Source organism: uncultured Faecalibaculum sp. (assembly GCF_910588395.1).
GTDB lineage: Bacteria > Bacillota_I > Bacilli_A > Erysipelotrichales > Erysipelotrichaceae > Faecalibaculum.
The window spans coordinates 43,551-67,537 of sequence record NZ_CAJUPA010000008.1; the positions used below are offsets into that span (position 1 = coordinate 43,551).

The following is a 23,987-nucleotide window of genomic DNA, read 5'->3' on the forward strand; positions in this document are numbered from 1 at the left end:
CCGATTACAAATCTGCGGTATTCTGCCTTCGTGAAAGAAAAGGAGACAAGGATTATGGACAGACTGAAGGGCAAAATTGCTGTTGTAACCGGATCCACCAGCGGGATCGGCATCGGGATTGCGAAGCTGTATGCAAAGGAAGGAGCAAAGGTGATCATCTGCGGCCGTCGCAAGGAAAAAGGCGAAGCGGTGGTGCAGGAAATCCGGGATGCAGGCGGAGAGGCTGCCTATCATTTCATGGATCTCATGGATCCGGATTCCATTGATGCTCTGATGAAAGACACAGCGGCGGAATACGGCCGAATCGACGTGCTGGTCAACAATGCGGCCAATGCCAGTCCGAAGGACGGCCGGCTGGATGAGGTGACGCTGGAGCAGTGGGATGACATTTTTGACGGCAACCTGCGGGGCACGTTCTGGGCGGTGAAGTGCGCACTGCCGTTCATGACGGAAAACGGCGGGTCCATTGTCAACATCGGGTCCATGGCTGCCTGCGGCGGTGATCTGCAGGGCACGGCCTATGCGGCGTCCAAAGCCGGTGTAGATATGCTGACGAAATCCATCGCGCTGCAGTACGGCAAGAACAACATCCGCTGCAACTGCGTGCGTCCGGGGCTGATCGTGACACCGCAGAACGAACCGCGGATCCCGGCGGCACTGAAGAAAATCTATCTGGACAACATCTGTGTGACCAGATACGGCAGACCGGAAGACATCGGTCATCTCTGCGTGTACCTGGGCAGCGACGAAAGCTACTACATGACAGGCCAGATCCTCACCGTGGACGGCGGTCTGAACACCCATTCCCCCACTGTGGCACAGTTCCGGGAGCTGGGTTCCAGAACCTGGTAACAGATACTGCATGACAAAAAACGGGAGTTTCCATTGCGAGACTCCCGTTTCTGTACAGAAAAGGCGGAAGGGCTGGTGGGCTTTTCCGCCTGATCATTCATTATTTCTGCAGAAACTCTCTGGTTTCCTTCGCAATGCCTTCGGCGTCCAGACCGAATTCATGCAGCAGCTCGGCAGCGGGTCCGGAGTGGCCGAACACATCCCGGACACCGATCCGGCGCAGTCTGGCAGGGGATTCTTCCGCCAGAACGGAAGCCACTGCTTCTCCCAGACCGCCAATGATGGAGTGCTCTTCCACTGTGACAATGTAGCCGGTTTCCTGTGCGGCTCTGATCACGGCGTCTCTGTCCAGAGGCTTGATTGTGGCCATGTTCAGGACCCGGGCGGAAATGCCGCTTTCTGCCAGGCGGTCTGCTGCTTCCAGCGCTTCCGGAACCACGATGCCTGTGGCAATGATGGTCACATCCGAGCCATCACGCAGGGTTTCTGCCTGTCCGATCCGGAAATCGAAATCTTCATCGTGAATGATGGGAGTGGCAGCACGGCCGAACCGGATGTAGACCGGTCCGTCCAGTTCATAGGCAGCCTTGACCATCTTTTTGGCTTCCACGAAGTCCGAAGGACACATCACCGTCATGCCGGGAATCACCCGCATCAGGGCGAAGTCTTCGTTCATCTGGTGACTGGCACCGTCTTCTCCCACGGAAATGCCACCGTGGGATGCGCAGACCTTGACGTTCAGTCCCGGGTAGCCGATGGAGTTCCGGATCATTTCATAAGCCCGCCCTGCGGCAAACATCGCAAAGGAGCTGGCAAAGGGCACAAAGCCCAGGGTGGAGAGACCCGCTGCCACATCCATCATGTTGCCTTCGGCGATGCCGCATTCCACAAAGCGGTCGGGGTATGCTTTCTGGAACATGCAGGTTTTGGTGGCGCCTGCCAGGTCCGCGTCCAGAACGACGATATCCGGGTGCACAGCCCCCAGTTCCACCAGTGCCTGGCCGTAGCCTTCCCGGGTGGCGATTTTCTTTACATCACTCATGCCTGCACTCCTTCTGCTTCCAGCGCTGCTCTTGCGGCAGCGAGTTCTGCCATGCCCAGGGCATATTCATCCGCGTTGGGCCCTTTGCCGTGCCAGCCGCAGACATCTTCCATGTAGGAGACACCTTTGCCCTTGAGGGTGTTCATGATGATCACCGTGGGCTTGCCGCTTGTCCGGTTGCTGTTGAAGAAAGCGAAGGCCTTCTCCAGTTCGGGGAAACTGTGACCGTCCACGACAATGACATTGGCGCCGAAGGCTTCGTACTTTTTGTCAATGGGACGGGCGTCCATCACGTCGGCGCAGCGGCCGTCGATCTGCAGGCCGTTCACATCCACGATCATGCACAGATTGTCCAGCTTGTAATGCCCGGCAAACATCGCCGCTTCCCAAATCTGGCCCTCTTCGATTTCACCGTCTCCCAGCAGGGTGTAGACCGCAAAGTCCTTCCCCAGCATTTTCGCACCTTTGGCCATGCCGCAGGCAACGGAGCATCCCTGGCCCAGGGAACCGGTGGACATATCCACACCGGGGACCGAGTTCATGTTGGGGTGCCCCTGAAGATAGCTGTCGCTGTGGCGGAAACTCTTCAGGTCTTCAAAGGGAAAGAAACCTTTCAGAGCCAGCGCCGAGTAATAGCCCGGCGTCACGTGGCCCTTGGAAAGCACAAACCGGTCTCTGTCTTCGTTCAGAGGATCGGCCGGATTGGCGTTCAGAACTTCGTCATAGAGATATGTGAACAGATCGGCAGCCGAGAGACTGCCTCCGGGATGACCGGACTTTGCGCCATGGGTGCTGGTGAGAATTCCTTCCCGTACCTTGATGGCGTCAAGCTTCAGCTGATGTTCTCTTTCAGGTGTCATCTTTTATATGTATCCTTCCGTTTACGAACCAAATTCTATCATGGACGGCAAGTCTGGGGGACCAGGTTGAAAAAAGCCGGGACCTGAGTCAGATCGTCCACCACTGTATCCGCTTCCACCAGCGACAGGTTGGAGAAGGGATCATGGAAACCGAAGACGAACAGACCGGCGCCTTTGGCCGCCTGCACGCCGTAGAAACTGTCTTCCACCGCAGCGGCATCCTGAGCCGGGACTCCCAGCCGCTGCAGGGCGAGACGGTAAATGGCGGGATCAGGCTTGGTCCGGGGCAGATCGTGTCCGGATACCACCGCGTCGAACAGGCCTTCCAGTCCGCATTCCTGAATCATCTGACGGATAAAGCGCATGGGAGATGAACTGGCGATGGCCACTTTGAAACCCGCTTCCTTCAGACATTCCAGCGTTTCCTTCAGCCCGGGTCTGGCCTGGGCGGCATAATTCACCGGATGGGTCTGAAGCCATGTGTTCTTGGTCCGGGCAGCGGTATAGGCGTCCACACCAAGTTTTTCCTGGATGAATGCATCTTCCTGTTCCATGGAGCAGCCGGTCAGGACCCGGAGTTCTTCCTGGGAGACCTCTGTTCCGCAGGCTTTCAGCATGTCCCGGAACTGAGTCTGAAACCAGGATTCGGTGTCCACCAGGACGCCGTCCATGTCGAAGATTATCGCTTTTGTCATAACAATCCTCCACTAGTCATTATATCCCAAAATGGGTCTGTCACGGGAGGCCGTGGCACAAAGAGACAAATCCGGAAGATGGTCGCCTGTGTCCGGTTTTTCACAAAGGAAAAGCCGGGACACCAGCAGGACAGAACGGCGGTTCTGACGGTTTCAAAAACCGGAGAAATCGCTTACATTAAAGAGAGAATGCGAAACATCATAAGGAGGATATCATCATGAACAAAGTGGCTGTCATTGGTGGAGGTGTGCTCGGTTCCCAGATTGCGCTGCTGTGCGCGTATCACGGACTGGATACCTGGATCTGGCTGCGCTCTCCGGAAAGCATAGGCCGTACGGAGCCGAAGCTGGAAAAGGCGTATCAGGAGATCATCGGCGATATTGAACGGACGGGTGGTGATGCCACACTGCTGCCGCCGGGGCTGAAGGAAGCGGGAATCACGACGGAGCTGGCCAGAAAGAAAGCCAGCCAGGCCCTGGAGTCCCTGCATCTGGAGCTGGATCTGGAAAAAGCACTCAAGGGGGCAGATGTCATCATCGAATCCATGTCCGAGGACCCGAAAGCCAAGGCGGAGATGTACCGGAAGATGGCCCCGCTGCTGACGGACGGCCAGATCCTGGTGACCAATTCCAGCACGCTGCTGCCGTCCATGTTTGCGGATCTGACAGGTGTTCCGGAACGCTATCTGTCCCTGCATTTTGCCAACCACATCTGGCGCAACAACCTGACGGAGGTCATGGCGCAGCCGGAAACCGATCCGGCGGTGTTTGATGTGGTGATGGACTTTGCCCGGTCCATTTCCATGGATCCGGTGGCGGTACGCAAAGAGCGCAGCGGCTATCTGCTGAATTCCATGCTGGTGCCTTTCCTGTTTTCCGCCATGGATCTGCTGGTGACTGAGACTTCCACCGTGGAAGACATAGACAAAGCCTGGGTCAAGGGTGCCGGTGCACCCTATGGACCGTTCCGGATGCTGGATGCGGTGGGTCTGGAAACAGCCAGAAACATTGCGCATAATTTCACGGCGATTCCCGATGAAGTGGCACCCTTCCACTACAAGGACATCGAGAAGATGCTGACGGAGAAGATAGAGCGGAAAGAGAAGTTCTACAACTGAAGCAGCGCTGCCAGTAGACAGGCAGCATGGCTGCCTGTCTGCACGCTGCACCGCCTGTATGCTGCCTTGTGGCTGTACGGGAGTGAGTCCGGCAGTTTTGCGGTTTGCAACGGAATGGGGATGGTTTATGGCTGGACCTGCCCTGCCTGCAGTTGACGATTTACGAAGCACTACCCGGAGATAAATACCCGGAGACAATGGAGAAAATAATGGAGAAAATCATGAGAAAGAAACGCAGAATCAGCCTGAAACGGATCACATTTGTCCTGTGCTGTCTGGTGGCTGCATCCGGACTGGTCATGGCGGGCTGTTTCCGGACAAAGCCGCTGGCTGCCTCCAGTCTGGATGATCCGGAGAGTCTGACAGTCCCTGAGCTGCTGCAGACGGTCTCGCTGAAGACAGCCCAGGCATTTCCCGATGGATTTGTTCTTCGGAAAACCACAGCCTGGCCCGGACTGGTGCAGGTGGAGAAGACAATGGTTCTTCCGGGAGAGCCTTCGTATGAAATCCTGTGTTTTGACAATCAGGACAATGGAATCCCGATGACACTGCGCATGACCCGGACTGAAGGAAACCGTCAGCAGATTCTGGCAGCCCGGCGCATCGAACAGGGGTGGGAGGTCATGGACATGTTTGACCGGAACCCAGTCCACAGCCCTGCACAGGATATCCCGGCCTGGGTGATCCTGGACGCACTGAGCCTGGACTCCTTCTCCATTCCGGAGAAGTATCCGGCACTGTTCTGTCTGGAAGCGCAGAGTGAAGGAAATGCGGTGAGCTGGGCCTGGCATCCAATGGATGAGCAGGAACTGCGCCAGGCGGTTTCTGATGATCAGCAGCTGCACAAGCTGGGCAATCCGTATTTCAGTCAGTTTTCCGAAACGCTGGAGACCAGCCGGGAAGGTGTGCTGACATGGGCTGCATACCATCAGGCTGCCACAGAGAGCACAGCGGAAAGGACCGTGGAAATCACAGTCTCCGACGAAGCCGGCATGCCGGACAGAGACCTGCTGGAAGGGCTGTTTTCTGTCAGCTGGAAGCAGGGAGATATGCTGCAACTGCCCTGGGCTGATGCGTTTGCTGCCTGATCCGGCTGTGATTCAAAAGCTGCATCTCATATGTTTCCTGCCTGTCTGAGCGTCGATCGATCAACAGTGTTTGACATCGGTGAAAATCGGTGGTATAACTAACAGGCAGACATCGGGACGTAGCACAGCTTGGTAGTGCACTTGCATGGGGTGCAAGGGGTCGCAGGTTCAAATCCTGTCGTCCCGACCATTTGCATGAACAGGAGACGCAAGTCTCCTTTTTTCATATTCCGGCATCCGGAGAAAGGAGAATATCATGGAAGAACGGCTTGTGTTGCAGGCAGACAGACAGGAATCCCTGGAACAGCATCTGAAACGGATCCCCGGATTGTCCCGGCGGCAGATCTCCCGGCTGAAATTCCTTGCCGGCGGTCTCCGGGTCAACGGCAGCTCTGTCCGGGCCACGCATCCGCTGCAACCCGGCGATCAGATCTCGCTGTATCTCCATGAAACCGCCTGTCGTCAGCCAGTCCCGTATGCCATTCTGTACGAAGACCAGCTGCTGCTGGTGGTGGACAAACCGGCAGGATTGGTGGTGCATCCATCCCCGGGCCATGAAACGGATTCCATGCAGACTGTGCTGGAAACCACGCTGAGTCATCCGCTGTATCTCAAAGGCCGGCTGGACAAGGATACCTCCGGGGTGCTGGTCTTCGGCAAAGCCGACTGGGTGCCCTCTGTGACCAGGACCGACAAACTCTACCTTGCCCTGTGCCGGGGAAATCCCGGCAGCTGCACCATCGATCAGCCCCTGGCGCTGCAGGACCGGAAAATGGTCCCTGCACCGGAAGGCTTCAGTGCCAGCACCCATATCCGGCCCATCCGCTCCATCCCTGAGGGAACCATGATTTCCGTCAGGATCGAGCACGGCAGGATGCATCAGATCCGGGCCCATCTGGCTTCCATTGGTCATCCGCTGCTTCAGGATCCACTGTACGGCGAAGCCGGCAGCCAGGGGCGTGCCATGCTGCACTGCGTCACCTGTCGGCTGGTGCATCCGCTGACGAAACAGACACTGGTCATTTCCAGCAGGCTGCCGGAAGACTTTCTGCATGTATCCGGCGTATCATTGCCAGTGACATGATTCCGGTCGCAGATCCTGAATCGGGATCCGGGAGGTGCATCCATGGAATACCGTCTGCTGTCGCTTTTCATCGGCTATCTGTGCGGCTGCGTGCTGTTCAGTCCCATCGTGGCCAGAGCCCGGGGCAAAAACATCTATGAAGAAGGATCGGGCAATCCGGGCATGGCCAACACCGGCCGGGTGCTGGGAAAAGGCGCCGCTGCGCTGGTGCTGCTGGGAGACGGTCTGAAAACCGTTCTGGCCATTGTGATCTGCCGGCTGCTGTTTCCCGCAGCCGGCTCCATCCTCACACTGTATGCAGGACTGGGGGCAGCCCTGGGCCACTGCTATCCCTTCTGGCGTCATTTTCAGGGCGGTAAGGGCGTGGCAGTACTGGCTGTCACCTATGTCCTGTACGCACCGCTGTATGGCATCATTTCCCTGCTCGCCGGCGGACTCTGTGTCCTGTGCCGCATGGGACTGAAATGGGGTGCAGCCATCATCTCTCTGGCTTTTTCCGTGTGTCTGGGACTGGCCGGCAGCCGGGAAGCCTTCTTTGTCTCCCTGGCCATGGCCGCTTTGATGATTGCACGCAACAGCCGGAAAACGCTGCTGGACGCAAAAAGCAAAGAGAGCCGGTCGGCAGATGAATCCGCAGCGGAGTGAACCGGGGCTGAATCGCCGGGGAACCGGAACACCGGACTGTTCTGACCGGCATCAGGACAGCCCGGTGTTTTTCACACATGGACACATTCTCCCCCAGATGCGATAATGAGCCACATGAAACGAAACGCGGTTTTTCACGTCACATTCGGCACCATTCTGGGCACCGCCCTGGTCTTCAGCCTCGTGTACTGGGGCCTGCCCTGGATCCTGGAGTATTTCGGCTATCCCCCGGATCTGCTGCTTGATCAGACCATGCGGCTGTACTTCGGTATCCTCTGGGCCGCCGTTCACTTCATCCGCTCCGGCCTGCGGCATTCCGCCCTGGGATTTTTCGTCCGCTTCCTGCGCACCTGCCTGCTTCTGGCAGCTCTGTGCCTCAGCGGCTATTACGTCTATGAGTACCTTCTGCCCGATCATTCCATCGAGCAGTTCCGCCAGATTTTTGACCAGGCAAAGGAAGCCGTCCAGAAACAGAACATAGACCTGGAAGGCTATACCTTCACAGAACAGCGGGAAGGCCTGCCGGAAGTCGGCGTCAAAGCCGCTCTCTCCGAAGAAGAAATCCGGCAGATGCTGGAAGCAAACGTCTATGCCCTCCCGGACTGGCTCCTCCAGCAGACCAATGTGATCCGGATCCTGGACGATGCAGCCTTCAGACAGGCCATGGCCGAACACAACATTCAGTCATCGGGTCTTGTCGCCGGTTTTTCCACCTATTCCTACACTGACAACGGCTCCGGTCTTCTGGAAAGCAATCACGACGAAGAAGTCTTCCTGCGCCTGGAAAGCCTGGAAGCTGCCACCACCGCCCACGAACTCACCCACTGCTTTGACTTTGAACATGACATCACGCAGAAAAACGCCGACAGTGACTACACGGAAACTGTCCGCCAGGTCTATGCACAGCAGCCTGCTCTGATCTCTGCCTACGGCGCCATGGACATCAGTGAGTTTTTCGCTGAAGCCGGATCTCTGTACATCATGAATCCCGCGCTTCTGCAGCAGAAAAGCCCAGAGCTGTATCAGGTGTTCGAAGCCCTCTATGGCCCGGCACAGGAGAGTATTCAGCAGCAGGAATCATTTGATCTGATGGAGTGGCTGCAGAACATTCAGTGGCCGGATCTCTCCAGTCTGCATCTGTAGCCTGCCGATGGGCTGCCTGTCGGCAGCCATGACAGGGCGTATACAGGAAAAGCGGGAATCTGTCTCCACGGATTTGGAGCGGATTCCCGCTTTTTATGCGCGTAAAATTATGATGTTCAGCTTTCCTGTCGCCTGTCCAGATCTTCCAGTGTGGTTCTGGTTTCCGTGATCCATGCCGAGATATCCGCATCGCCGGGATCCTGACTGAATCCCTTTGCCTGCTGCCAGCCTTTCCGGATGCCGAAGCTGTCCAGAATCTCTTCGGCCTTGTCGGCTTCCTTTTGGGAGGCGATGGTGAAGGGAAACCAGGTTTTGTCCTTGATGTTGTTCTCCATCAGAAACAGCTGGGAAGGCTGTGCCGGTTCACCATACCAGATGGGAAAGCCGAAATAAATAACAGAATAGGCGCCCCAGTTATCGGGCACCGTCTGCTTCAGCTTGAAGTCGTCCGAGCGCAGTTCCCCGATTTCTTCCACGGTCAGCGGTTCATGATTCAGCAGTTCTGCAAAATCCCGGTCTGTTTCGATCTCGAAGAGATCTGCATCCAGTTCTTTGGCAGTTTTCTCTGCGATTTCCTCCACACCATCATCCAGGGAATAGTACACCACCAGAGATTTTTCGGAAGGAGCCGAAGAACAGCCGGCAACCAGAAACAGGGCTGCCAGAAGCAATGCCAGAATGCGCCTGCCCATCAGTAGTCCACCGTGCCTTCCAGCATATCCGCCTGGGATTTGCTTTCTTCGGAAAACGGATCCATGTCATCAATCATCTGTGACTGCTGCAGGGACTGTTCGGAAACCGGCTTGTCACTTACCGGTCCTGTTTTCTGCCATAACAGACTGAAGACGATCAGTGCGGCTACAGCGATGGCGACTGCAATCAACAGCCATTTCCAGAGTTTCATAGCAACCTCCTCAGCGTTATCTTAACTTTCCAGGTAGATTGTCCCCTGTAATGGAGCAACACATTTATAGGTATGTGGCACTTCACCGTTCAGAGTAAAGTAAACGATTGCAGTTGCTTGCAATGTGGTGGGGTTCTGATAGTAAATGTTGTTTACAACAATAATCGAATTGCTTACAGAAGTCTTGCAATTGAAGCCAGATACGCTATATCCACCAACAATATAACCTCCGACAATGATGTCGATCGTGTACCAGTAAGACAAGAAAGAGAATGATCTTTTATTCTCGACGTAATTTGAACCAGCAAAAGGATTTATTGAATTATTATCATCAATATAGTTCGTTATTACAACTTCAGCACCAGTTTGAGCAAACGTATCATTAATTCTTTGTTCAAGGGCTTCTTCCGAGATGTCTGCTGGTACACTAATTTCTGTAGCTTTGAGAACGGATCCAACTTCTTCCTCGGTGGGGTTAGCGTGAATCTGATACGGAATTAAACTGGTACAGAAAAGGCAAATCATAGTCATAAAGGAAAACAGGACCTTACTAATTTTTTTCATAATTATCTTTCTTTCAAATCAAATTGCCACTAACGAAATATAGGAGTATTAAGCATTAGTAGCCGACTGTTTAAGTTGATCATGAAGCCATTGAGGTTCCAATCCACCAATGCAGTCTCGTCCCTTTGTTCTCTCAAACTGCTTTATACGCAAATACTTCTTTGTATACAAATACCAGCGTATCAGCCAGCGAAAGAGATTATATTTGTCATATCCCAAATGAAATCACAATTACAATTCTTTCCGAAAGCGCTTCCTTAATCAAATCTTATCATAGTTTCAATTACATTCAAGAGTGATACGCGAAATATTCTATTGTATCATATCACTAAACTATTTTAATATTATCGTTTATAATCCATGAACAGTTAGATGTACAAGTTCTGTGAATACTTTCCAGATTATAAATGGTCTTTGGTTCTGCATACTCCACAGGAAAACAGCCAGAATCAAAGGACTCTGGCTGTTATCTGCAACTCCATGGCAGAAGCTCGCTCCTGCACCTATGCATAAATCTGAAGGCAATGAAGTCAGACTCCTGCTTCTTTTCCGCTGACGCCCTGCCTTTCATCGGCATCTTCGGGGATTTCCAGATCCAGGACATACTTGCCGAAGGCATTCACGGTTTTCGTGTTCTCCAGCATGGAGACCCGGGACATCTGTCCGTCGTAGCTCAGATGCATGTGACCGTAGAAAAACCAGGAAGGGCGGTACTTCTCAATCAGGCGGTTGAAGCAGGGAAACCCCTCATGAGCGCCTTTGCCGTCGCCGTGACCTTTGGCCGGAGAGTGGGTCACCAGCACATCAAACCTCTTTTTCCGCCAGAGGGGATACCAGAGTTTCCGGATCCGTTTCTCCATTTCCTGTTCGGTGTACTGGAACGGGCCTTTTTTGTACCGCCGGCTGCCGCCCAGGCCCAGAAACCGGATGCCCTGGTACTCGAAGATCTCATCTTCGATGCAGATGCAGCCTTCCGGGGGATTCGTGACGTATTTCTCGTCGTGATTGCCGCAGACATAAAGAAGGGGACCGTTGAACATCGTGGCGAGAAAACTCAGATACCGGGCGGGGAGATCGCCGCAGGAGATGATCAGATCGATGTCCTGCAGCATGGAGCGGTCAAAGTGATCGTACAGGGCACGGTCCACTTCGTCGGATAGGACCAGGACCCTGAGGCGCTTCATGCAGACTCCTTTACCCGGGAAATGCCATGGGTGCGGATGACGCCGGAGGCATCATCGGTGAATTCGTCCAGACCGGGGATGGATCCCACGATGTTGGACAGCAGCCAGTCCATGTCCATGAGCTGTTCCGGAGACAGCGTTTCGCCCTGATGACAGCGGATCTGCCCTTCCTGATCCTTCAGCTCATCCCGGAAGGGCTGCAGTCCGTGGCGGAGGTTTTCCCGGACAATGCCAATGAGCCGTCTGGTCTGCTCCGGTACCACGTTTGTCATTTCCAGGTCGATCATGCCATTGGACACGCCCCACCAGTAGTTCACGGAACGTCCGCCTTCACCGTGTTCCTCGTTCCAGCGGCGGTTGCGGATGCGCTGCATCATCTTCGTGTAGAACTGTCCCCAGTATTCCAGATCATAGGTCACTTTCACGAACTGCCCGTGGCGCAGATCGTACAGGCCGAATTCCCGGCTGGTGATCACATTGGGATCGAAGTCGATGCCCGCAATGAACAGCAGATCCGCGTCCCGGGGAATCTGTCCGGCGCTTTTTGTGGTGGTGGACCAGTCCAGATACACCCGGGCTTCCGGGTTGGTCATCAGGGCACCCAGGGCAAAGGCGTTCAGACTGGCGATGGAGCCGTAGATCGGGTAGTCCGCCAGATAGCCGATGTGGCCGGAGACCGTGAGGATCCCGGCGATCATTCCCGATAGAAACTGCGATTCGTAACGGCGGCCGAAATAGGTGCGGATGTGACCGGTGAGGGTATTGAGACTGCAGTTGAACATCTTGATGTCCGGATGCGCGGCGCCGAAACGGATGCTGGAACGAAGCATTTCAGGGCTGGTGGTGAAGATCACGTTATAGCCCTGTTTCAGGGCTTCTTCCATGGCTTCCATTTCCTGTTCCGGTGTGTTGACTTCAAACCAGGCTCTGGTGTCGATTTCCGGCATTTCCTGATTCAGATACGCCCGGCCTTGTTCATGATGGCGGGTCCAGGCGCTGGTTTCGGGATTCCGCCGGTGAATGAACGCCGCCCGGGGTTCGCCGTAGAGCCGGGAGAGCAGGGACTTCCGGTCTTCTTCCGTGCCGGTTTCCAGCTGTGCCCGGGGTTTTTCGGGCCAAACAGAGAAATCCTCCCAGACTTTCTTCACCTGCTGTTCCAGCTGGCCGTTGCCGATTTCTTCAAAATCCTTCAGTCCGTAGATTTCCAGAAACAGCAGGAAGGCATCTGCTGCGGGGATCTGCAGCTGGCTGCCGCCGAGTTTGAGGAAAATCTGCGAAAACCGGTTCCAGGCAGATTTCACATCCTCCCGCAGCGTCTGATCCCAGGGTCTGTCGTCTGTGCCCAGCACCACATCCAGCCGTTTCCAGCTGCCCGGGGTGGAGAACCGCAGCCAGGACACACCGGTTTTTTCCTGGGCTTCCAGAGACTCGAAATAAGCCTCGGCTTTGGGAGAGTGGTCGTTTTCCGGGATCAGCCTGATGACTTTGGCCAGGATTTCCGGTGCCTGGAGGTATTTCAGGACAGAAACCCGTTTGTTGCCTTCCTGTACATAATACTGACCCAGGTACTCCACACAGATGATCGGTTCCCGGATCCCTTCTTCCAGCTGGGCTTCATAGAGCCTGGTCCATTTTCCGGCAAATTCGCTGCCGGGCTCCAGCAGGGGCATGAAATCCGCGGCGAAGGAATTGGTCCGCCCCCGGGTCCGGGTGCCCGTCACGGCTTCCAGCGGAATGGAACCTGCGGGCAGTTCCTGCGTTTTGAGAATTTTCAGCTGCTGGTCCTCCAGCGCCGGCAGATAGGGGTCCAGACCCTGCGCCGAGCGGTTTTTCACACACCGCAGACCGGCTTTGCGCGCGGCTTCATATGCTTCCAGGGACATAGAGTTCCTCCTTTTCTGTATCGTCTGTCTTTATTTTATGCTCTGTCCCGGCGGAATGAGACGGGACAGACTTCCGGCTTTGTTTCAAACCGGCAGGAGTGATCTGCCACGGCAGCCAGATCCGCCAGCCCGGAGTGAGACGCCAGAGTTTCATGATCTGTTCTTCGGGAATAACAGCCAGAAAAACACCCGGAGTTTCTGCCAGAACACCGGGTGCTGTCTTCAGCTGGCCGCCGGGCGGTGATACAGGGGTCTGACCTGAGTGCGGATCACCTTGCGCAGGCCCAGGGCAGTGACCGTGACGGAGATCACCTCCGCCAGCGGGAACGCCAGCCACACCAGATTGAGATTGCCGGTCTGTGCCAGCAGCCAGGCCAGGGGAATCAGCGCCCCCAGCTGGCGGATGATGGATACCCACATGGCGATCATGCCGTGGCCCATGGCCTGGAAGAAGGAACCGCAGATGATGCCGAAGCCTGCCGGCACAAAGCACAGGGAAATGATCCGCAGAGCCGGAATCCCGATGGCTTTCATGTTGTCGCTGGCCTGGAACAGATCCAGAAACAGACCCGGCAGCAGCTGAAACAGCAGCAGTCCCACTGTCATGATGCCCAGGGCATAGGCGATGGCCAGCTTCAGCGTCCGCAGGATCCTCTCCGGCTTGCCGGCGCCATAGTTGTAGGCCACAATGGGCACCATGCCGTTGTTCAGCCCGAAGATGGGCATGAAGACAAAGCTCTGGAGTTTGAAGTAGACACCCAGCACTGCGGCGGCTGTGGTGGAGAAGGCGATCAGGATCTGGTTCAGGCAGAAGGTCATGATGCTGCCGATGGACTGCAGAATGATCGACGGCAGTCCCACGCTGTAGATGTGCCGGATGATGTCGCCCCGGGGCCGGAAGTGCCGGAAGCCGATCTGAATCTCCCTGTTGAAGCATTTGTTGAACCAGATGCCCGCGGCACCACCGATGATCTGACCGGTCACCGTGGCAATGGCAGCCCCGGCTACACCCAGGGCGGGAAAGCCGCAGTATCCGAAAATCAGGATGGGATCCAGCACGATGTTGATCGCGGCGCCGGTGAGCTGACTGATCATGGTGAGATTCGTCCGGCCGGTGGAGGCCAGGATCTTTTCGTTCATGGTCTGGAGAAACAGACCGATGCCAAACACCGACACGATCCACATATACTGGAATCCTTCTTCGGCAATCACAGCGGAAGAAGTCTGAAAGGTGAAAAAGGGGCGGGCAATGAGCATGCCGGTCACGGCGAACAGCGCATAGCTTGCCAGGGCCAGGAAAATGCCGTTTTCCGCCGTGGCATTGGCGGATCTCTGGTCCTTTTCCCCCAGGCAGCGGGAGAGCCAGGCATTGACACCCACTCCGGTTCCCACGCCCACGGCGATCATCAGGTTCTGCCAGGGAAAGGCCAGGGAGACAGCCGTCAGGGCATCTTCCGACAGACTGGCCACATAGATGGAATCCACCACGTTGTACAGCGCCTGCACCAGCATGGAAATCATCATGGGGATGGACATGGATATCAGCAGCCGTCCCACCGGCTGAATGCCCATTTTGTTTTCGTTCAAATCAGATCTCTCCTTTCCTGCGGCGGCCGGAAAAGAGAACCGCCTGACGCTTCGTCATTCCATGATACACGGAGGCAGCCGGGTATTGATAGAAGGAATGCAGGAAAAAGCAGGGCCGCATCGGAAAACGGGCCTGGAATCCTGCAGCAGCCGGGTGTGCTGCGGTTGTGTCAAAAAGAAGACGGAACAGGTGAATCTTTTCACAACCTGTGCTATCATGCAGTGGTACAAGATTTAAAGGAAGGTGCAGTATGTTAGAGAACAACGAAATTGGAATCTTTATCCGTCTGGTGGACGCAGGGGGCCGGACCTCACAGGAGATCGCAGAAATGTACAAAACCAGCGCCGACAACGATCCTCTGGGACGGGTGGCATTCTGCACAGACGCTGAAGCGGACCCCAGGCTGGCTTCCCGCTTCAACCGGGCGATCCTGGCCTATGAGGGAGACTATGGTGAATACGAATATCTCATGGGGGACATCATCGATACGGATCTGGCCTACGATCCGGATGCACCCAAGGGCTTCAAGCGCAAGATCATGGGGGCTTTCTCCGATCTGCTGCCCCGGGAATTCGAACGGGAAATGAAGAGCACCTGGCTGCTGCTCAACAACCTCCGGGAACTGGAACCGGAAGCTGCAGCCGGCATGCAGTGCGTGCTCTCCAACGAGCTCTCCGCCCCGGCGGAACTGCTGGACAACCGGGCTGCCAGTGTCAACTTCACATATTTTGTCTGAATCCTGAGCCGGATCAAGACCACAGCCGAACAGAAAAAACCGTCTGGGCCATCATGTGCCGGACGGTTTTCTTATGCCCTGCCAGCGGGCACGGGCCCGCATCGGCATGGACAGGAAGTTACAGGTTTTCGTAAATGTCCCGGATCAGGGCCTGGGTGTCTTCCCAGCCCAGACAGGGATCCGTGATGGACAGACCCGGTTCATAGTTCTCGCAGATGTCCTGCCGGCCTTCCTTGAGATAGGACTCGATCATGAGCCCCTTGACCAGTTTCCGGATGTCGGGGTCGTACTTGCGGGAGTGCATGACTTCCTTGGCAATCCGGACCTGTTCCCTGTACTGCTTGCCGGAGTTGTAGTGGTTGCAGTCCACGATCACCGCGGGGTTGGCCAGGTCGGTTTTTTCATACTCCCGCTGCAGCCGTTTCAGGTCTTCGTAGTGGTAGTTGGGAATGGCGTTGCCCAGTTTGTCCACACCGCCGCGGAGAATGGTGTGTGTCAGGGGGTTGCCGGGGGTGGAGACGTGAAACATGCGGTGGATGAAGCTCTGAGGGGCCTGGGCGGCGATGACGGAATTGATCATAACGGAGAGGTCGCCGGAGGTGGGGTTTTTCATGCCCACGGGGATATCCGCGCCGGAGGCCACCAGGCGGTGCTGCTGGTTTTCCACGGAGCGGGCGCCCACGGCTTCGTAGGCGAGCACATCATCGAAGTAGTCCCGGTTGCTGGGGTACAGCATTTCGTCGGCGGCGGAGAGGCCGGTTTCTTCCAGGATCCGCAGGTGCATGCGCCGAATGGAGACAATGCCCGAGAGCAGGTCCGGTTCGCTGTTGGGATCCGGCTGGTGGAGCATGCCTTTGTAGCCTTCGCCGGTGGTGCGGGGTTTGTTGGTGTAGACCCGGGGAATGAGAAAGATTTTGTCCTTGACTTCTTCGTTGAGTTCCTTCAGCCGTCTGACGTACTCGGTGACGCTTTCTTCGTTGTCAGCGGAACAGGGCCCGACGATGAGAATGAACTTGTCGCTGCGGCCTTCGAAGATATCCCGGAGTTCCTGGTCCCGCAGGGCTTTCTGCGCGGCGAGCGCAGGGGACAGAGGGTAAAGCTCTTTGAGAACATCCGGCGAGGGGAGTTCCTGGTGTATGGTGAATGACATGGCTGGCTCCTTCCTTGCATTGTTTCAGCACAACGTTACAGTGTTACCTGCGCATTATATCATGCCGGGCAAAACTCTGGTTTTCTCTTTCGAATTGTACTTTGAGAAATAGAACAATTAACGGGGTACACTGAAGACATGAAGGTTCTGGCAGCAGCGGATGGACTTTCGTGTCCGGTCCGCATGAATCACATCAGAGGACTTTGTCCGGCGGATCTGTGTCTGCAGATGTCCGGCTGGGATCCGGATCTGACAGGGTGGAGCTATGCGGCGCCCGGCAGCATTCTGGATCTGGCGGGTCACCGGGTGCTGGTGGCACCGGAGGCCGGCCAGCTGTGTCAGATGGCGGCGGCAGCCCGGGATCTGGGCTGCGATGTGCTGATCCGTCCCGGGCGGTATGTGGCCTGGTGTGTGGAGCTGGAGGGGGTGCTGGTGGTGGATCCGGGCAGTGTGCGGCATTCAGGCAACCGGATGCCGCCTTCCTGTGCGTTCCTGGATCTGGTTCCCGGACAGGGTCCTCTGTGCACGATCCACTGGCTGAAGGCTGTTCCGGACGGCCTGGAAAGCAGTTTCCAGACTGGCGTCCGGCAGAGAGGCGAAGGAAAGCCGCAGGCCTGAGACAGAACGGCTGCAGGCAAACTCTGCAGGCAGGGCATATCCCGGGATCTCCACGCAGAGATAGGCTTCATCCAGCAGCAGGGGAAAATCCCGGAGGATGTTCATGACCAGATCGCTGCGGCGGCGGTAGATCCGGTTCAGGCGCCGGATGTGCTTTTCCAGATTCCCGGAGGCGATGTAGCGGGCCAGGGCCAGCTGTTCAATACGGGAGGCCATGGGGGCGTAGCTGGCGGGATCAAAGCGGGACAGCAGCTCTTTAGGGAGCACCATGCAGGAAAGCCGCAGGGAGGGCAGCAGCACGCGGGAAAAGGAGCCGATGTACACAGAGTGCTTCAGCCGGGCGGACAGAGCGTTGCGGGGCCCGGAGGCATAGGTCAGCTCCCCGTTGTAGTCGTCTTCGATGACAAACAGATCCTGATACAGGTCCAGGCGGTTTCGCAGGGCTTTTTTCTTTGTCCCGGCGCAGGCAGTGGTGAGATACAGGCAGTCAAAGGGCTTTGTCAGCTCCTGTGGCAGGGGTCCGTCTTCGTCGCTGTCCAGTTCCAGGATCCTCCAGCCGGCGCTTTGAAACGCATGCCGGGCCAGCGCCGGGGCGTGATGTTCCATGGCCACGGTTAGCGGTTTGCCGATGAGTGTGGCGAGCATGAACAGCAGGGTCTGATAGCTGGGGCCCACGAGGATGGATTCCGGGTCTGTGCGCAGCCGCCGCAGCCGGAACAGGTGATCGGCCAGAGCCTGCCGCAGGGCCGGCTCTCCCTGACTGTCTCCGTAGCTGGCCAGCGTCCGGCTTTCTTCCAGCGTCTGGCGCAGAAACCGTTTCCAGAGCTTCATGTCGAAGAGCTCCGGATGAATGGCGTTGGTCTGCAGGTCCCAGAGCGGCTCCGGCAGATCCGGCGGGGCTGCCTCATCCCGCCCGGATGCAGCTGGTGTGGACAGCAGGCGGGGCTGCCGGGGCTCCAGACCGGTGACATAGCAGCCTGCCTGGGGAATAGTCCGGATCAGACCTTCGTCCTGCAGCAGAGCCAGGGCGTGTTCCACGGTGGTCTGTGACAGAGAGGTGCGCCGGACGAGTTCCCGGATGGAAGGCAGCCGGTCGCCGGGTTTCAGCTTGCCTGTGAGCATGTCCTGACACAGGGTGTCCCGGAGCAGGAGATATTTTTTCGTTCTGGGTTCATTCATGGTTCCAGCATAAACTGTCCCCTGAAATTATTCAAAAACTGTCGGTTTTTTCAATGACAGAACCGGCGTATCATCCAGAGCAGGAGGGATATCTGATGAAAAAGACTATCACCATTCAGGACATGGTCCTGACTGCCCTGGGCATGGCCCTGGTGTTCGTGGCGACGATGTATATCAAAGTTCCCAATGCCCTGGACGGCTATTTCAATCTGGGGGACGGCTTCATTCTCCTCTTTGCGTCTTTTCTGAGCCCCGGTCTGAGTTTTCTGGCCGGCGGTCTTGGTTCGGCACTGGCGGATGTCGCCGGCGGCTATGCCTATTATTTTCTGCCCACGCTGCTGATCAAAGGCCTGGAATCGGTGGCCGTCAGCTGGCTGATTGAAAAATATGGCTCCAGAGTCCGGATCCCGGCGTATCTGCTGGGGTCTGTGATCATGGTCACGGGCTACTTTTTCGCAAAGTGGTACCTGAAGGGCAGCGCTGTGGTGGCAGCGGCAGGGATCCCGGAAAACCTGCTGCAGACCGGTGTGGGCGTTGTGATCGCGGTGGTAGCCTATCCGCTGATCCAGCGGGGATTTGCGAAGTCCCGGGCCCGGAAAACGGTCTGAAGCAGATGATCCCATGAAAAAAGGCGCCGTCGCGCCTTTTTTCAGATATGCTCAATAGGAGGAAGGTTGAAAGCTGAACATCTTTGCTTTCTGACTTCATAATACGAAGCTTAGGTTGATTCGTCATCCTGAATGCCCGGAATTTTCTGATTTTTCATTGACAAATCAATGCTGTTGTGCAGCGAAACTGACGCCGGTAAGGTTTATCATTTTCAGCGGCGCATCAGGACAGCACTTTCACCGCATAGGAACACAGGGGAACCACCCGGATGCCCCGCTTGTGTGCCTCCTGTGCCACCATCTCAACCAGCCGCCGGGCAATGCCCTGGCCGCCATAAGCCGGATCCACTTCCGTGTGATCAATGATCCATGCCCCGCTGTCCACGGAGTAATGGCATTCCCCGATGCAGGTTCCTGCATCATAGACAGCACTGCGCTGCCGCTCAGGTTCAAATCTGTATTCCATTCTGTGATGCCTCCCGGATGGACTGCCGGGTCCATCCCGTCTGCTTCAGTATACAGATCCTGGCAGGGAACGAAAGAAGCGGATGCCCGGACAGCATCAGGCCTGCGGGTTTTCATTCAGCCTGCCTTCTGCTACTGTCAGAAGCAGCAAAGGAAAATGGAAAGGATGTCATGGAAGTGAAACGAAGCGGAAAAATCATCGAAACGCTCATGGAACACCGGTATCAGGAGGAACTGAACCGGGAACAGAGCATGCACAGACTGGCTTTTGACATACAGCTGATCAGTCTTCTGCTTGCGGGCATCACCCTGGCACTGCTGGCCCTGACCGGTCCCCTGCAGCTGCCCTGGCTTTTTACCCTGCTTGCGGGATCCATTCCCTGCGGTCTGTTTCTGGCTGCGGCAGTAACCGCCTCCGTGACCAGACTCTGGCCCCGGATCACCGGTTTCCCCGCGTATGAAACGATCCGCCGCCGGCTGCAGAACGCCCCGGATCCCGAAACGCAGATGGAAGAATGCATGGATCTGCTGGACGAAGCCACCAGCCTGTCCACCCGGAGCATGAAACAGCAAAGAGCCGTCCTGATGGCGGCTCAGATCTGTCAGTATGCGGGCATTGCCTGCCTGGCGGCAGCGTTTGTCACGGGCCTGTGCCTGTGGCTTTGAATGATGATTCAGCCGATGAACTCCCGCAGCAGGGAGTTTTTTGGTATGTTCTCGGAGGAGATCCCCAGGAAATAATCCAGAAATTTCAGCAGCCGCCGGGCTTCCTCGTAGTGCGCAGACTCCCGGCCGATCCCGAACAGCAGTGGCTCGGCATACTGCTTCAGCACCGCCAGTTCATAGACACAGGCGCTGTTGAAGAACACATCTGCGCTTTCCTGATACGGCAGAATGTTGGCTTCTTCTCCCGCCAGCACCGCCGGCCACATATCCAGGGTTTCCTGGGCGGAGAATCCCCGGGTGCGCGCATCCCGCACCATGCGCCGCAGCAGCCGGCCGTCCTGGGGCGGAATCGGGTTATGGGGATCAATGGCCAGCTGGGTCAGGGCGCTGATGTAGATCCGGAACTGCGTTTCCGGATCCAGGCCGGGCGTCATCCGGGGATTCAGGGCATGGATCCCCTCGATCACCAGAATATCCCCGGACTGCATCATGACCGGCCTGTCGTGATATTCCCGCTGTCCCAGCACAAAGTTGTAGGTGGGGAGCCGGACGCTGTCGCCTGCCAGCAGCGCCGAGAGATCCCGGTTGAACTGTGCCAGATCCACGCAGTCCAGAGACTCGAAATCATAGCTGCCATCCGGCAGCCGGGGAGAATCCTCCCGGTTTTTGAACCAGTCGTCCACCGACATCTGGATCGGATTCAGGCCCAGCGCCCGCAGCTGCACGCACAGGCGTCTGGCGAAGGTGGTCTTCGAGGAAGAACTGGGACCGGCAATCATGATCATCCGGCAGCCGGACCTGGCCGCTGCCTGTTCCGCAATCTGACCGATTTTCTTCTCCTGAAGCGCTTCCTGGATCCCAATCAGTGTGGACGCCTGTCCCTTGCAGATCCAGTCATTGAGATCTGCCACATCCTCGCAGTCCAGTTTCTGCGCCCAGAGATGAGATTCCTTCAGCGTGAGAAACTCCCGCCGGTGACAGCCCGGATCGAACACCGGCTCCCGGTCCTGTCCGGCTGCGGGAATCTGAAGGAAAAACCCGTCTTCCCAGGGAATCAGCCGGTAATTCCGGACATAGCCGGCATCCGGTGCCATATGTCCGTAGAAATAGTCGATGAAGTTGCCCAGAGAGTAGACATGGACTGTTCCGGACAGCCGGTACCGGAACAGCCGGGCTTTGGAGGTCATGTGATAGCGGGAGAATTCCCGGATGGCCTCCTGCGTCAGCATCCGCCGCCGGTGAATCGGATACCGGTTGGCCGCATATTCCCGCATCCGCCGGTCCATCCCCTGCAAAAGCGTGTCGCTCACGGCAAACGAGCCCTCCGGCCGCACAAACCAGGCGTCCTGAATCTGAAAATCCACCGTCACAGAGTGCACATGACTGCGCCCGGCCTGGGCATACAGCGCCTTGAGCATGGAGAAAATCGTTGTGCGGATCAGCGCCATGCGCCCGGTGGGATCCGCCGTGGTGATGAACCGGATCCGGGCTCCTTCCGGGACCCGCTTGCCCAGCTCCATGATCTTGCCGTCTGCCGCGGCAAGAATCACCGGGGCTTCCCTGTACTCTTCAGGATCGCGTTCCATCGTTTCCCGGGCCAGATCCGCCAGTGTGGCAGGAGCATCCTGCCGGTCTGTGTATTCCTGTTTCATTCTTTGACTGTACCATACCCGCAGACAGAACCTGTGAAATTGACGGGCAGTGAGTGAACTCAAATTTCACCGTCAATCTATAATAAGGGAGACACAGACAAGGAGGGGCAGATATGTCTGAACAGGAAAAGAAAGTGCCGGCATCCACGCCGGAGAAAGACGAAGTGATCAAAGCCAGGGAAGAACTGGAAAAAGCGAAAACCGAGATGGATATCCGGCTCAAGGATATGGAAAAGGAATTCGACCAGCGCCGGCAGGAACTGGAACAGGAGTATGAAGAGAAGAAAGCCACGATGCTGCGGGATATGGAAGCCGCAAAAATCATGGCCGAGGACGAACTTCAGGAACTGGAAAGCGAAGCCCGGGCTCACAAAAAGGAAATTCTCTGCGGCGTCACCATTGCGGCTCTTGTGGCCTTCCTGACCACGCTGCTCTGCGCCCGTCACCGCCGATAGCCAGTGGGAAAGCCGGAAGCGACCGGCTTTTTCAGACAAGGGGAGTCATGAATCGAGGGGATATCCGGTATGCAAGACCGTAAGTGGATCCTGCGGATCATCTATGCACTTCTGCTGCTGGCTGTCATCATGGGCATCACGCTGTTTTCCGAAGGCGTCAATCCGTTTTCCCGCCAGGCCGCGGACATCGTGCTGGAGTCCGCGGACTCGGTGCTCAGCGACAGCTCAAAAAAGATCTGGGACGCCTCGGTGATCACCAGCGAGGAATCCGAACAGGCAGTTTCCTCCGGCATGTCCGCATCAGCCTCCGCCAGTGGCAAATCAGCGGACAAAAAAGCGGTGAAAAGTGCCGAGAAAGAAGAGAAGCAGGAGCAGAAAGCCATGAACCGGACCGGAGAGACGATACAGTCCAGTGTGGACAGTGTGATTTACCGCATCGCCGGCTGGCTTCCGGACTGGCTGCCAGGCCGGGCCTACATTGTCACTTTTTCCATACTCGGACTCATGGTTCTGGTCCTGTGGCTCATCAACAAGTACATGTAGCAGGCAGAAGAAGCGGCAAAAATGCCGCTTTTTCAGTTTCATTTAAGCCGGAGCAGGTATCCTCGTAATCACGAGGAGGAATGGAAAATGAAACGAGTATGGAAAAACATTGTATGCGGCACCGGACTGGTGCTGCTCGCCGGATCCGCTGTGGCCACCGGCATGGATATTTTCGGTGCCCAGCCCGGATACAGACAGGAAGAACGGGACTGGTCCTTCGGGGGATTTGACCAGGACGATGCGTTCTTCCATGACCCGGAATCCGGATTTGATCATGAATATGAAAGCCGCCGTCACTATGACCAGCATGATCACGGTGACCGGTATGATGAAGACAGCAACCGGCGGTTCTTTGAAGGTGACTTTTCCCTTGACGAAGACGACCGCAGCGAAAACTGCCGCGACCGGAAACAGGACACCGCCCTGGATGAAGACAGTCAGTCCGCAGCCACGCAGGATGACACAGACAGTGAGCAGGATACAGAGGACAGCAGCCGGGAAAACAGAGACAATGACAAGGCAAAGTCCACCGCCATGCAGCTCATGCAGGCACCCGGAACGGACGAAGAGGCTGCCATGCGCATGAACATCCGCTGGTATGACGAAGATCCCCGGCAGCCGGTCAATGGCTATGGCCTCTTTGTCTTCCTGCTGGAACTCGCCGCTCTCGTACTGCTGAGCGTCTGGATGATTGTATCCAAAGCCAACAGCCTCACCTGGAAACAGGTCATGAGCAGCCATCAGACAGAACTGCCTGCCATTCCCGCAGCTGCCACCGGGACTATGGCAGAGACTTCTGCAGCAGAAACAGGCAAAGAGCAGGAAACTGCGGCAGACAGCAGGAAAGCAGCTGCGGATCAGGATGAACCTGTGGAAACCATTGAAGTGGAAGAAGTGACTGCAGACTCTGCCGCTGAGCAAAGCAGTGCAGAGAAGCAGGCGGAGGATGCCTCCGGTACCGAAGACAAAACAGCGGAATAATCTGTCTTTGATGAATGGATCGGGATTTCTGGTCCATTTTTTGTGCCGATGGGGATGGCCAGGCCATCCCTGGCCTGGGCGGATACGGCGAAGGGGGAGAAGGGGTGGCCTGAAAACCGCGGGTACTTCAACGGGAGATCAGGGCAACGGAAGAAAGGGAGAAGAGTTGCACGAAGCGTCGTGATTTGCACTTACCGGTAAGGCGGAAGATAAAAACACAAAAAAGAACAAAAAGTGGTTGCATTCTCCTGTGGCTGTGGTATTATAAGTGAGCCGCAAGTCAG

The 23,987-nt window shown here is 56.3% G+C and carries 25 protein-coding genes and 1 tRNA gene; 13 read left to right on the forward strand and 13 right to left on the reverse strand.

Translation table 11 applies throughout. From position 1 onward, the window contains the following. Nucleotides 1–54 precede the first annotated feature (54 nt). Entirely contained in the window at nt 55–852 is a 798-nt protein-coding gene (locus QZ305_RS03470; protein WP_294730120.1) for an SDR family NAD(P)-dependent oxidoreductase, read from the forward strand. Nucleotides 853–952: 100 nt separating this feature from the next. Here QZ305_RS03470 and QZ305_RS03475 read toward each other — a convergent pair whose 3' ends face one another. From QZ305_RS03475 to QZ305_RS03485, 3 genes are read right to left on the reverse strand one after another with little or no spacing between them, the layout of a single operon-like run. Further along, entirely contained in the window at nt 953–1,894 is a 942-nt protein-coding gene (locus tag QZ305_RS03475; RefSeq protein WP_294730121.1) for a transketolase family protein, read from the reverse strand. Continuing rightward, nucleotides 1,891–2,754 carry a transketolase gene (locus tag QZ305_RS03480; protein WP_294730122.1) on the reverse strand — a complete coding sequence of 288 codons (864 nt, stop codon included), beginning with the start codon at nt 2,752–2,754 and terminating at the stop codon, nt 1,891–1,893. Before QZ305_RS03480 ends, QZ305_RS03475 begins: the two co-directional genes overlap by 4 nt. Nucleotides 2,755–2,792: 38 nt before the next feature. After that, nucleotides 2,793–3,449, reverse strand: coding sequence for an HAD family phosphatase (locus QZ305_RS03485; RefSeq protein ID WP_294730123.1), 657 nt, complete (start codon nt 3,447–3,449; stop codon nt 2,793–2,795). 218 nt (nt 3,450–3,667) lie between these two features. Here QZ305_RS03485 and QZ305_RS03490 point away from each other — a divergent pair, with 218 nt between their 5' ends. The 6 genes from QZ305_RS03490 to QZ305_RS03515 all read left to right on the forward strand — a co-directional run bounded on the left by QZ305_RS03490 (nt 3,668) and on the right by QZ305_RS03515 (nt 8,527). Next, a complete protein-coding gene (locus QZ305_RS03490) occupies nt 3,668–4,567 on the forward strand; it encodes a 3-hydroxyacyl-CoA dehydrogenase NAD-binding domain-containing protein (RefSeq protein WP_294730124.1) in 900 nt (299 codons plus the stop codon). A gap of 221 nt (nt 4,568–4,788) precedes the next feature. Next, on the forward strand, nt 4,789–5,655 hold the full coding sequence (locus QZ305_RS03495; RefSeq protein WP_294730126.1) for a hypothetical protein: 867 nt from the start codon (nt 4,789–4,791) through the stop codon (nt 5,653–5,655). Nucleotides 5,656–5,768: 113 nt separating this feature from the next. After that, nucleotides 5,769–5,845 (forward strand) — tRNA-Pro (locus QZ305_RS03500). A gap of 66 nt (nt 5,846–5,911) precedes the next feature. Beyond that, nucleotides 5,912–6,739 carry an RluA family pseudouridine synthase gene (locus tag QZ305_RS03505; protein WP_294730127.1) on the forward strand — a complete coding sequence of 276 codons (828 nt, stop codon included), beginning with the start codon at nt 5,912–5,914 and terminating at the stop codon, nt 6,737–6,739. 42 nt (nt 6,740–6,781) lie between these two features. Beyond that, nucleotides 6,782–7,384, forward strand: a complete 603-nt coding sequence (locus QZ305_RS03510) for a glycerol-3-phosphate acyltransferase (RefSeq protein ID WP_294730129.1) — start codon at nt 6,782–6,784, stop codon at nt 7,382–7,384. Between the two features lie 114 nt (nt 7,385–7,498). Then, a complete protein-coding gene (locus QZ305_RS03515) occupies nt 7,499–8,527 on the forward strand; it encodes a zinc-dependent peptidase (RefSeq protein ID WP_294730130.1) in 1,029 nt (342 codons plus the stop codon). 116 nt (nt 8,528–8,643) lie between these two features. On the opposite strand, the gene QZ305_RS03520 is transcribed toward QZ305_RS03515, so the two are convergent. From QZ305_RS03520 to QZ305_RS03545, 6 genes are all read right to left on the reverse strand, one after another. Next, nucleotides 8,644–9,219, reverse strand: coding sequence for a flavodoxin (locus QZ305_RS03520; RefSeq protein ID WP_294730132.1), 576 nt, complete (start codon nt 9,217–9,219; stop codon nt 8,644–8,646). Continuing rightward, nucleotides 9,219–9,431, reverse strand: a complete 213-nt coding sequence (locus QZ305_RS03525) for a hypothetical protein (RefSeq protein WP_294730133.1) — start codon at nt 9,429–9,431, stop codon at nt 9,219–9,221. Before QZ305_RS03525 ends, QZ305_RS03520 begins: the two co-directional genes overlap by 1 nt. A gap of 21 nt (nt 9,432–9,452) precedes the next feature. Next, on the reverse strand, nt 9,453–9,995 hold the full coding sequence (locus QZ305_RS03530) for a hypothetical protein (RefSeq protein WP_294730135.1): 543 nt from the start codon (nt 9,993–9,995) through the stop codon (nt 9,453–9,455). Nucleotides 9,996–10,525: 530 nt separating this feature from the next. Further along, nucleotides 10,526–11,179: a metallophosphoesterase gene (locus QZ305_RS03535; protein WP_294730136.1), complete on the reverse strand. Its 654-nt coding sequence runs from the start codon at nt 11,177–11,179 to the stop codon at nt 10,526–10,528. Continuing rightward, nucleotides 11,176–13,062 carry a BMP family ABC transporter substrate-binding protein gene (locus QZ305_RS03540; protein WP_294730137.1) on the reverse strand — a complete coding sequence of 629 codons (1,887 nt, stop codon included), beginning with the start codon at nt 13,060–13,062 and terminating at the stop codon, nt 11,176–11,178. Before QZ305_RS03540 ends, QZ305_RS03535 begins: the two co-directional genes overlap by 4 nt. Before the next feature lie 222 nt (nt 13,063–13,284). Then, a complete protein-coding gene (locus QZ305_RS03545; protein ID WP_294730138.1) occupies nt 13,285–14,649 on the reverse strand; it encodes an MATE family efflux transporter in 1,365 nt (454 codons plus the stop codon). 251 nt (nt 14,650–14,900) lie between these two features. Here QZ305_RS03545 and QZ305_RS03550 point away from each other — a divergent pair, with 251 nt between their 5' ends. After that, nucleotides 14,901–15,386, forward strand: a complete 486-nt coding sequence (locus QZ305_RS03550; RefSeq protein ID WP_294730140.1) for a hypothetical protein — start codon at nt 14,901–14,903, stop codon at nt 15,384–15,386. 118 nt (nt 15,387–15,504) lie between these two features. Here QZ305_RS03550 and QZ305_RS03555 read toward each other — a convergent pair whose 3' ends face one another. Further along, the gene (locus QZ305_RS03555; RefSeq protein ID WP_294730141.1) at nt 15,505–16,536 is read right to left on the reverse strand and encodes a 3-deoxy-7-phosphoheptulonate synthase; all 1,032 of its coding nucleotides are present in this window, start codon (nt 16,534–16,536) and stop codon (nt 15,505–15,507) included. Nucleotides 16,537–16,995: 459 nt separating this feature from the next. Further along, a complete protein-coding gene (locus QZ305_RS03560) occupies nt 16,996–18,333 on the reverse strand; it encodes a PLP-dependent aminotransferase family protein (protein ID WP_294730142.1) in 1,338 nt (445 codons plus the stop codon). Between the two features lie 95 nt (nt 18,334–18,428). On the opposite strand from QZ305_RS03560, the gene QZ305_RS03565 reads away from it, so the two are divergent. Beyond that, on the forward strand, nt 18,429–18,941 hold the full coding sequence (locus QZ305_RS03565) for an ECF transporter S component (protein ID WP_294730143.1): 513 nt from the start codon (nt 18,429–18,431) through the stop codon (nt 18,939–18,941). 223 nt (nt 18,942–19,164) lie between these two features. On the opposite strand, the gene QZ305_RS03570 is transcribed toward QZ305_RS03565, so the two are convergent. After that, a complete protein-coding gene (locus QZ305_RS03570; RefSeq protein ID WP_294730145.1) occupies nt 19,165–19,407 on the reverse strand; it encodes a GNAT family N-acetyltransferase in 243 nt (80 codons plus the stop codon). Nucleotides 19,408–19,577: 170 nt separating this feature from the next. Here QZ305_RS03570 and QZ305_RS03575 point away from each other — a divergent pair, with 170 nt between their 5' ends. Continuing rightward, complete coding sequence (locus tag QZ305_RS03575) at nt 19,578–20,072, forward strand: hypothetical protein (RefSeq protein ID WP_294730147.1); 495 nt, start codon at nt 19,578–19,580, stop codon at nt 20,070–20,072. An 8-nt stretch (nt 20,073–20,080) separates the two neighbouring features. Here the strand turns inward: QZ305_RS03575 and QZ305_RS03580 are convergent, their stop codons facing one another. Then, on the reverse strand, nt 20,081–21,724 hold the full coding sequence (locus tag QZ305_RS03580) for a nucleoside kinase (protein WP_294730148.1): 1,644 nt from the start codon (nt 21,722–21,724) through the stop codon (nt 20,081–20,083). Nucleotides 21,725–21,837: 113 nt separating this feature from the next. On the opposite strand from QZ305_RS03580, the gene QZ305_RS03585 reads away from it, so the two are divergent. The 3 genes from QZ305_RS03585 (at nt 21,838) to QZ305_RS03595 (ending at nt 23,703) form a co-directional block, all read left to right on the forward strand. Further along, nucleotides 21,838–22,179 (forward strand): hypothetical protein, encoded by a 342-nt coding sequence (locus tag QZ305_RS03585; protein WP_294730149.1) that lies wholly within the window; start codon nt 21,838–21,840, stop codon nt 22,177–22,179. A gap of 69 nt (nt 22,180–22,248) precedes the next feature. Next, a complete protein-coding gene (locus tag QZ305_RS03590; protein ID WP_294730150.1) occupies nt 22,249–22,722 on the forward strand; it encodes a hypothetical protein in 474 nt (157 codons plus the stop codon). Between the two features lie 87 nt (nt 22,723–22,809). Continuing rightward, nucleotides 22,810–23,703 (forward strand): hypothetical protein, encoded by an 894-nt coding sequence (locus QZ305_RS03595; protein WP_294730151.1) that lies wholly within the window; start codon nt 22,810–22,812, stop codon nt 23,701–23,703. The last annotated feature ends 284 nt before the right edge of the window (nt 23,704–23,987 follow it).

What these genes read in the sequence shown, in the direction of transcription:
- QZ305_RS03475 (WP_294730121.1), bottom strand. Translation starts at nt 1,894, where the DNA reads ATGAGTGATGTAAAGAAAATCGCCACCCGGGAAGGCTACGGCCAGGCA.
- QZ305_RS03590 (WP_294730150.1), top strand. Translation starts at nt 22,249, where the DNA reads ATGCAAGACCGTAAGTGGATCCTGCGGATCATCTATGCACTTCTGCTG.
- QZ305_RS03580 (WP_294730148.1), bottom strand. Translation starts at nt 21,724, where the DNA reads ATGAAACAGGAATACACAGACCGGCAGGATGCTCCTGCCACACTGGCG.
- QZ305_RS03555 (WP_294730141.1), bottom strand. Translation starts at nt 16,536, where the DNA reads ATGTCATTCACCATACACCAGGAACTCCCCTCGCCGGATGTTCTCAAA.
- QZ305_RS03550 (WP_294730140.1), top strand. Translation starts at nt 14,901, where the DNA reads ATGTTAGAGAACAACGAAATTGGAATCTTTATCCGTCTGGTGGACGCA.
- QZ305_RS03495 (WP_294730126.1), top strand. Translation starts at nt 4,789, where the DNA reads ATGAGAAAGAAACGCAGAATCAGCCTGAAACGGATCACATTTGTCCTG.
- QZ305_RS03490 (WP_294730124.1), top strand. Translation starts at nt 3,668, where the DNA reads ATGAACAAAGTGGCTGTCATTGGTGGAGGTGTGCTCGGTTCCCAGATT.
- QZ305_RS03525 (WP_294730133.1), bottom strand. Translation starts at nt 9,431, where the DNA reads ATGAAACTCTGGAAATGGCTGTTGATTGCAGTCGCCATCGCTGTAGCC.
- QZ305_RS03565 (WP_294730143.1), top strand. Translation starts at nt 18,429, where the DNA reads ATGAAAAAGACTATCACCATTCAGGACATGGTCCTGACTGCCCTGGGC.
- QZ305_RS03505 (WP_294730127.1), top strand. Translation starts at nt 5,912, where the DNA reads ATGGAAGAACGGCTTGTGTTGCAGGCAGACAGACAGGAATCCCTGGAA.
- QZ305_RS03510 (WP_294730129.1), top strand. Translation starts at nt 6,782, where the DNA reads ATGGAATACCGTCTGCTGTCGCTTTTCATCGGCTATCTGTGCGGCTGC.
- QZ305_RS03560 (WP_294730142.1), bottom strand. Translation starts at nt 18,333, where the DNA reads ATGAATGAACCCAGAACGAAAAAATATCTCCTGCTCCGGGACACCCTG.
- QZ305_RS03585 (WP_294730149.1), top strand. Translation starts at nt 21,838, where the DNA reads ATGTCTGAACAGGAAAAGAAAGTGCCGGCATCCACGCCGGAGAAAGAC.
- QZ305_RS03570 (WP_294730145.1), bottom strand. Translation starts at nt 19,407, where the DNA reads ATGGAATACAGATTTGAACCTGAGCGGCAGCGCAGTGCTGTCTATGAT.
- QZ305_RS03470 (WP_294730120.1), top strand. Translation starts at nt 55, where the DNA reads ATGGACAGACTGAAGGGCAAAATTGCTGTTGTAACCGGATCCACCAGC.
- QZ305_RS03575 (WP_294730147.1), top strand. Translation starts at nt 19,578, where the DNA reads ATGGAAGTGAAACGAAGCGGAAAAATCATCGAAACGCTCATGGAACAC.
- QZ305_RS03535 (WP_294730136.1), bottom strand. Translation starts at nt 11,179, where the DNA reads ATGAAGCGCCTCAGGGTCCTGGTCCTATCCGACGAAGTGGACCGTGCC.
- QZ305_RS03480 (WP_294730122.1), bottom strand. Translation starts at nt 2,754, where the DNA reads ATGACACCTGAAAGAGAACATCAGCTGAAGCTTGACGCCATCAAGGTA.
- QZ305_RS03595 (WP_294730151.1), top strand. Translation starts at nt 22,810, where the DNA reads ATGAAACGAGTATGGAAAAACATTGTATGCGGCACCGGACTGGTGCTG.
- QZ305_RS03520 (WP_294730132.1), bottom strand. Translation starts at nt 9,219, where the DNA reads ATGGGCAGGCGCATTCTGGCATTGCTTCTGGCAGCCCTGTTTCTGGTT.
- QZ305_RS03515 (WP_294730130.1), top strand. Translation starts at nt 7,499, where the DNA reads ATGAAACGAAACGCGGTTTTTCACGTCACATTCGGCACCATTCTGGGC.
- QZ305_RS03530 (WP_294730135.1), bottom strand. Translation starts at nt 9,995, where the DNA reads ATGAAAAAAATTAGTAAGGTCCTGTTTTCCTTTATGACTATGATTTGC.
- QZ305_RS03540 (WP_294730137.1), bottom strand. Translation starts at nt 13,062, where the DNA reads ATGTCCCTGGAAGCATATGAAGCCGCGCGCAAAGCCGGTCTGCGGTGT.
- QZ305_RS03485 (WP_294730123.1), bottom strand. Translation starts at nt 3,449, where the DNA reads ATGACAAAAGCGATAATCTTCGACATGGACGGCGTCCTGGTGGACACC.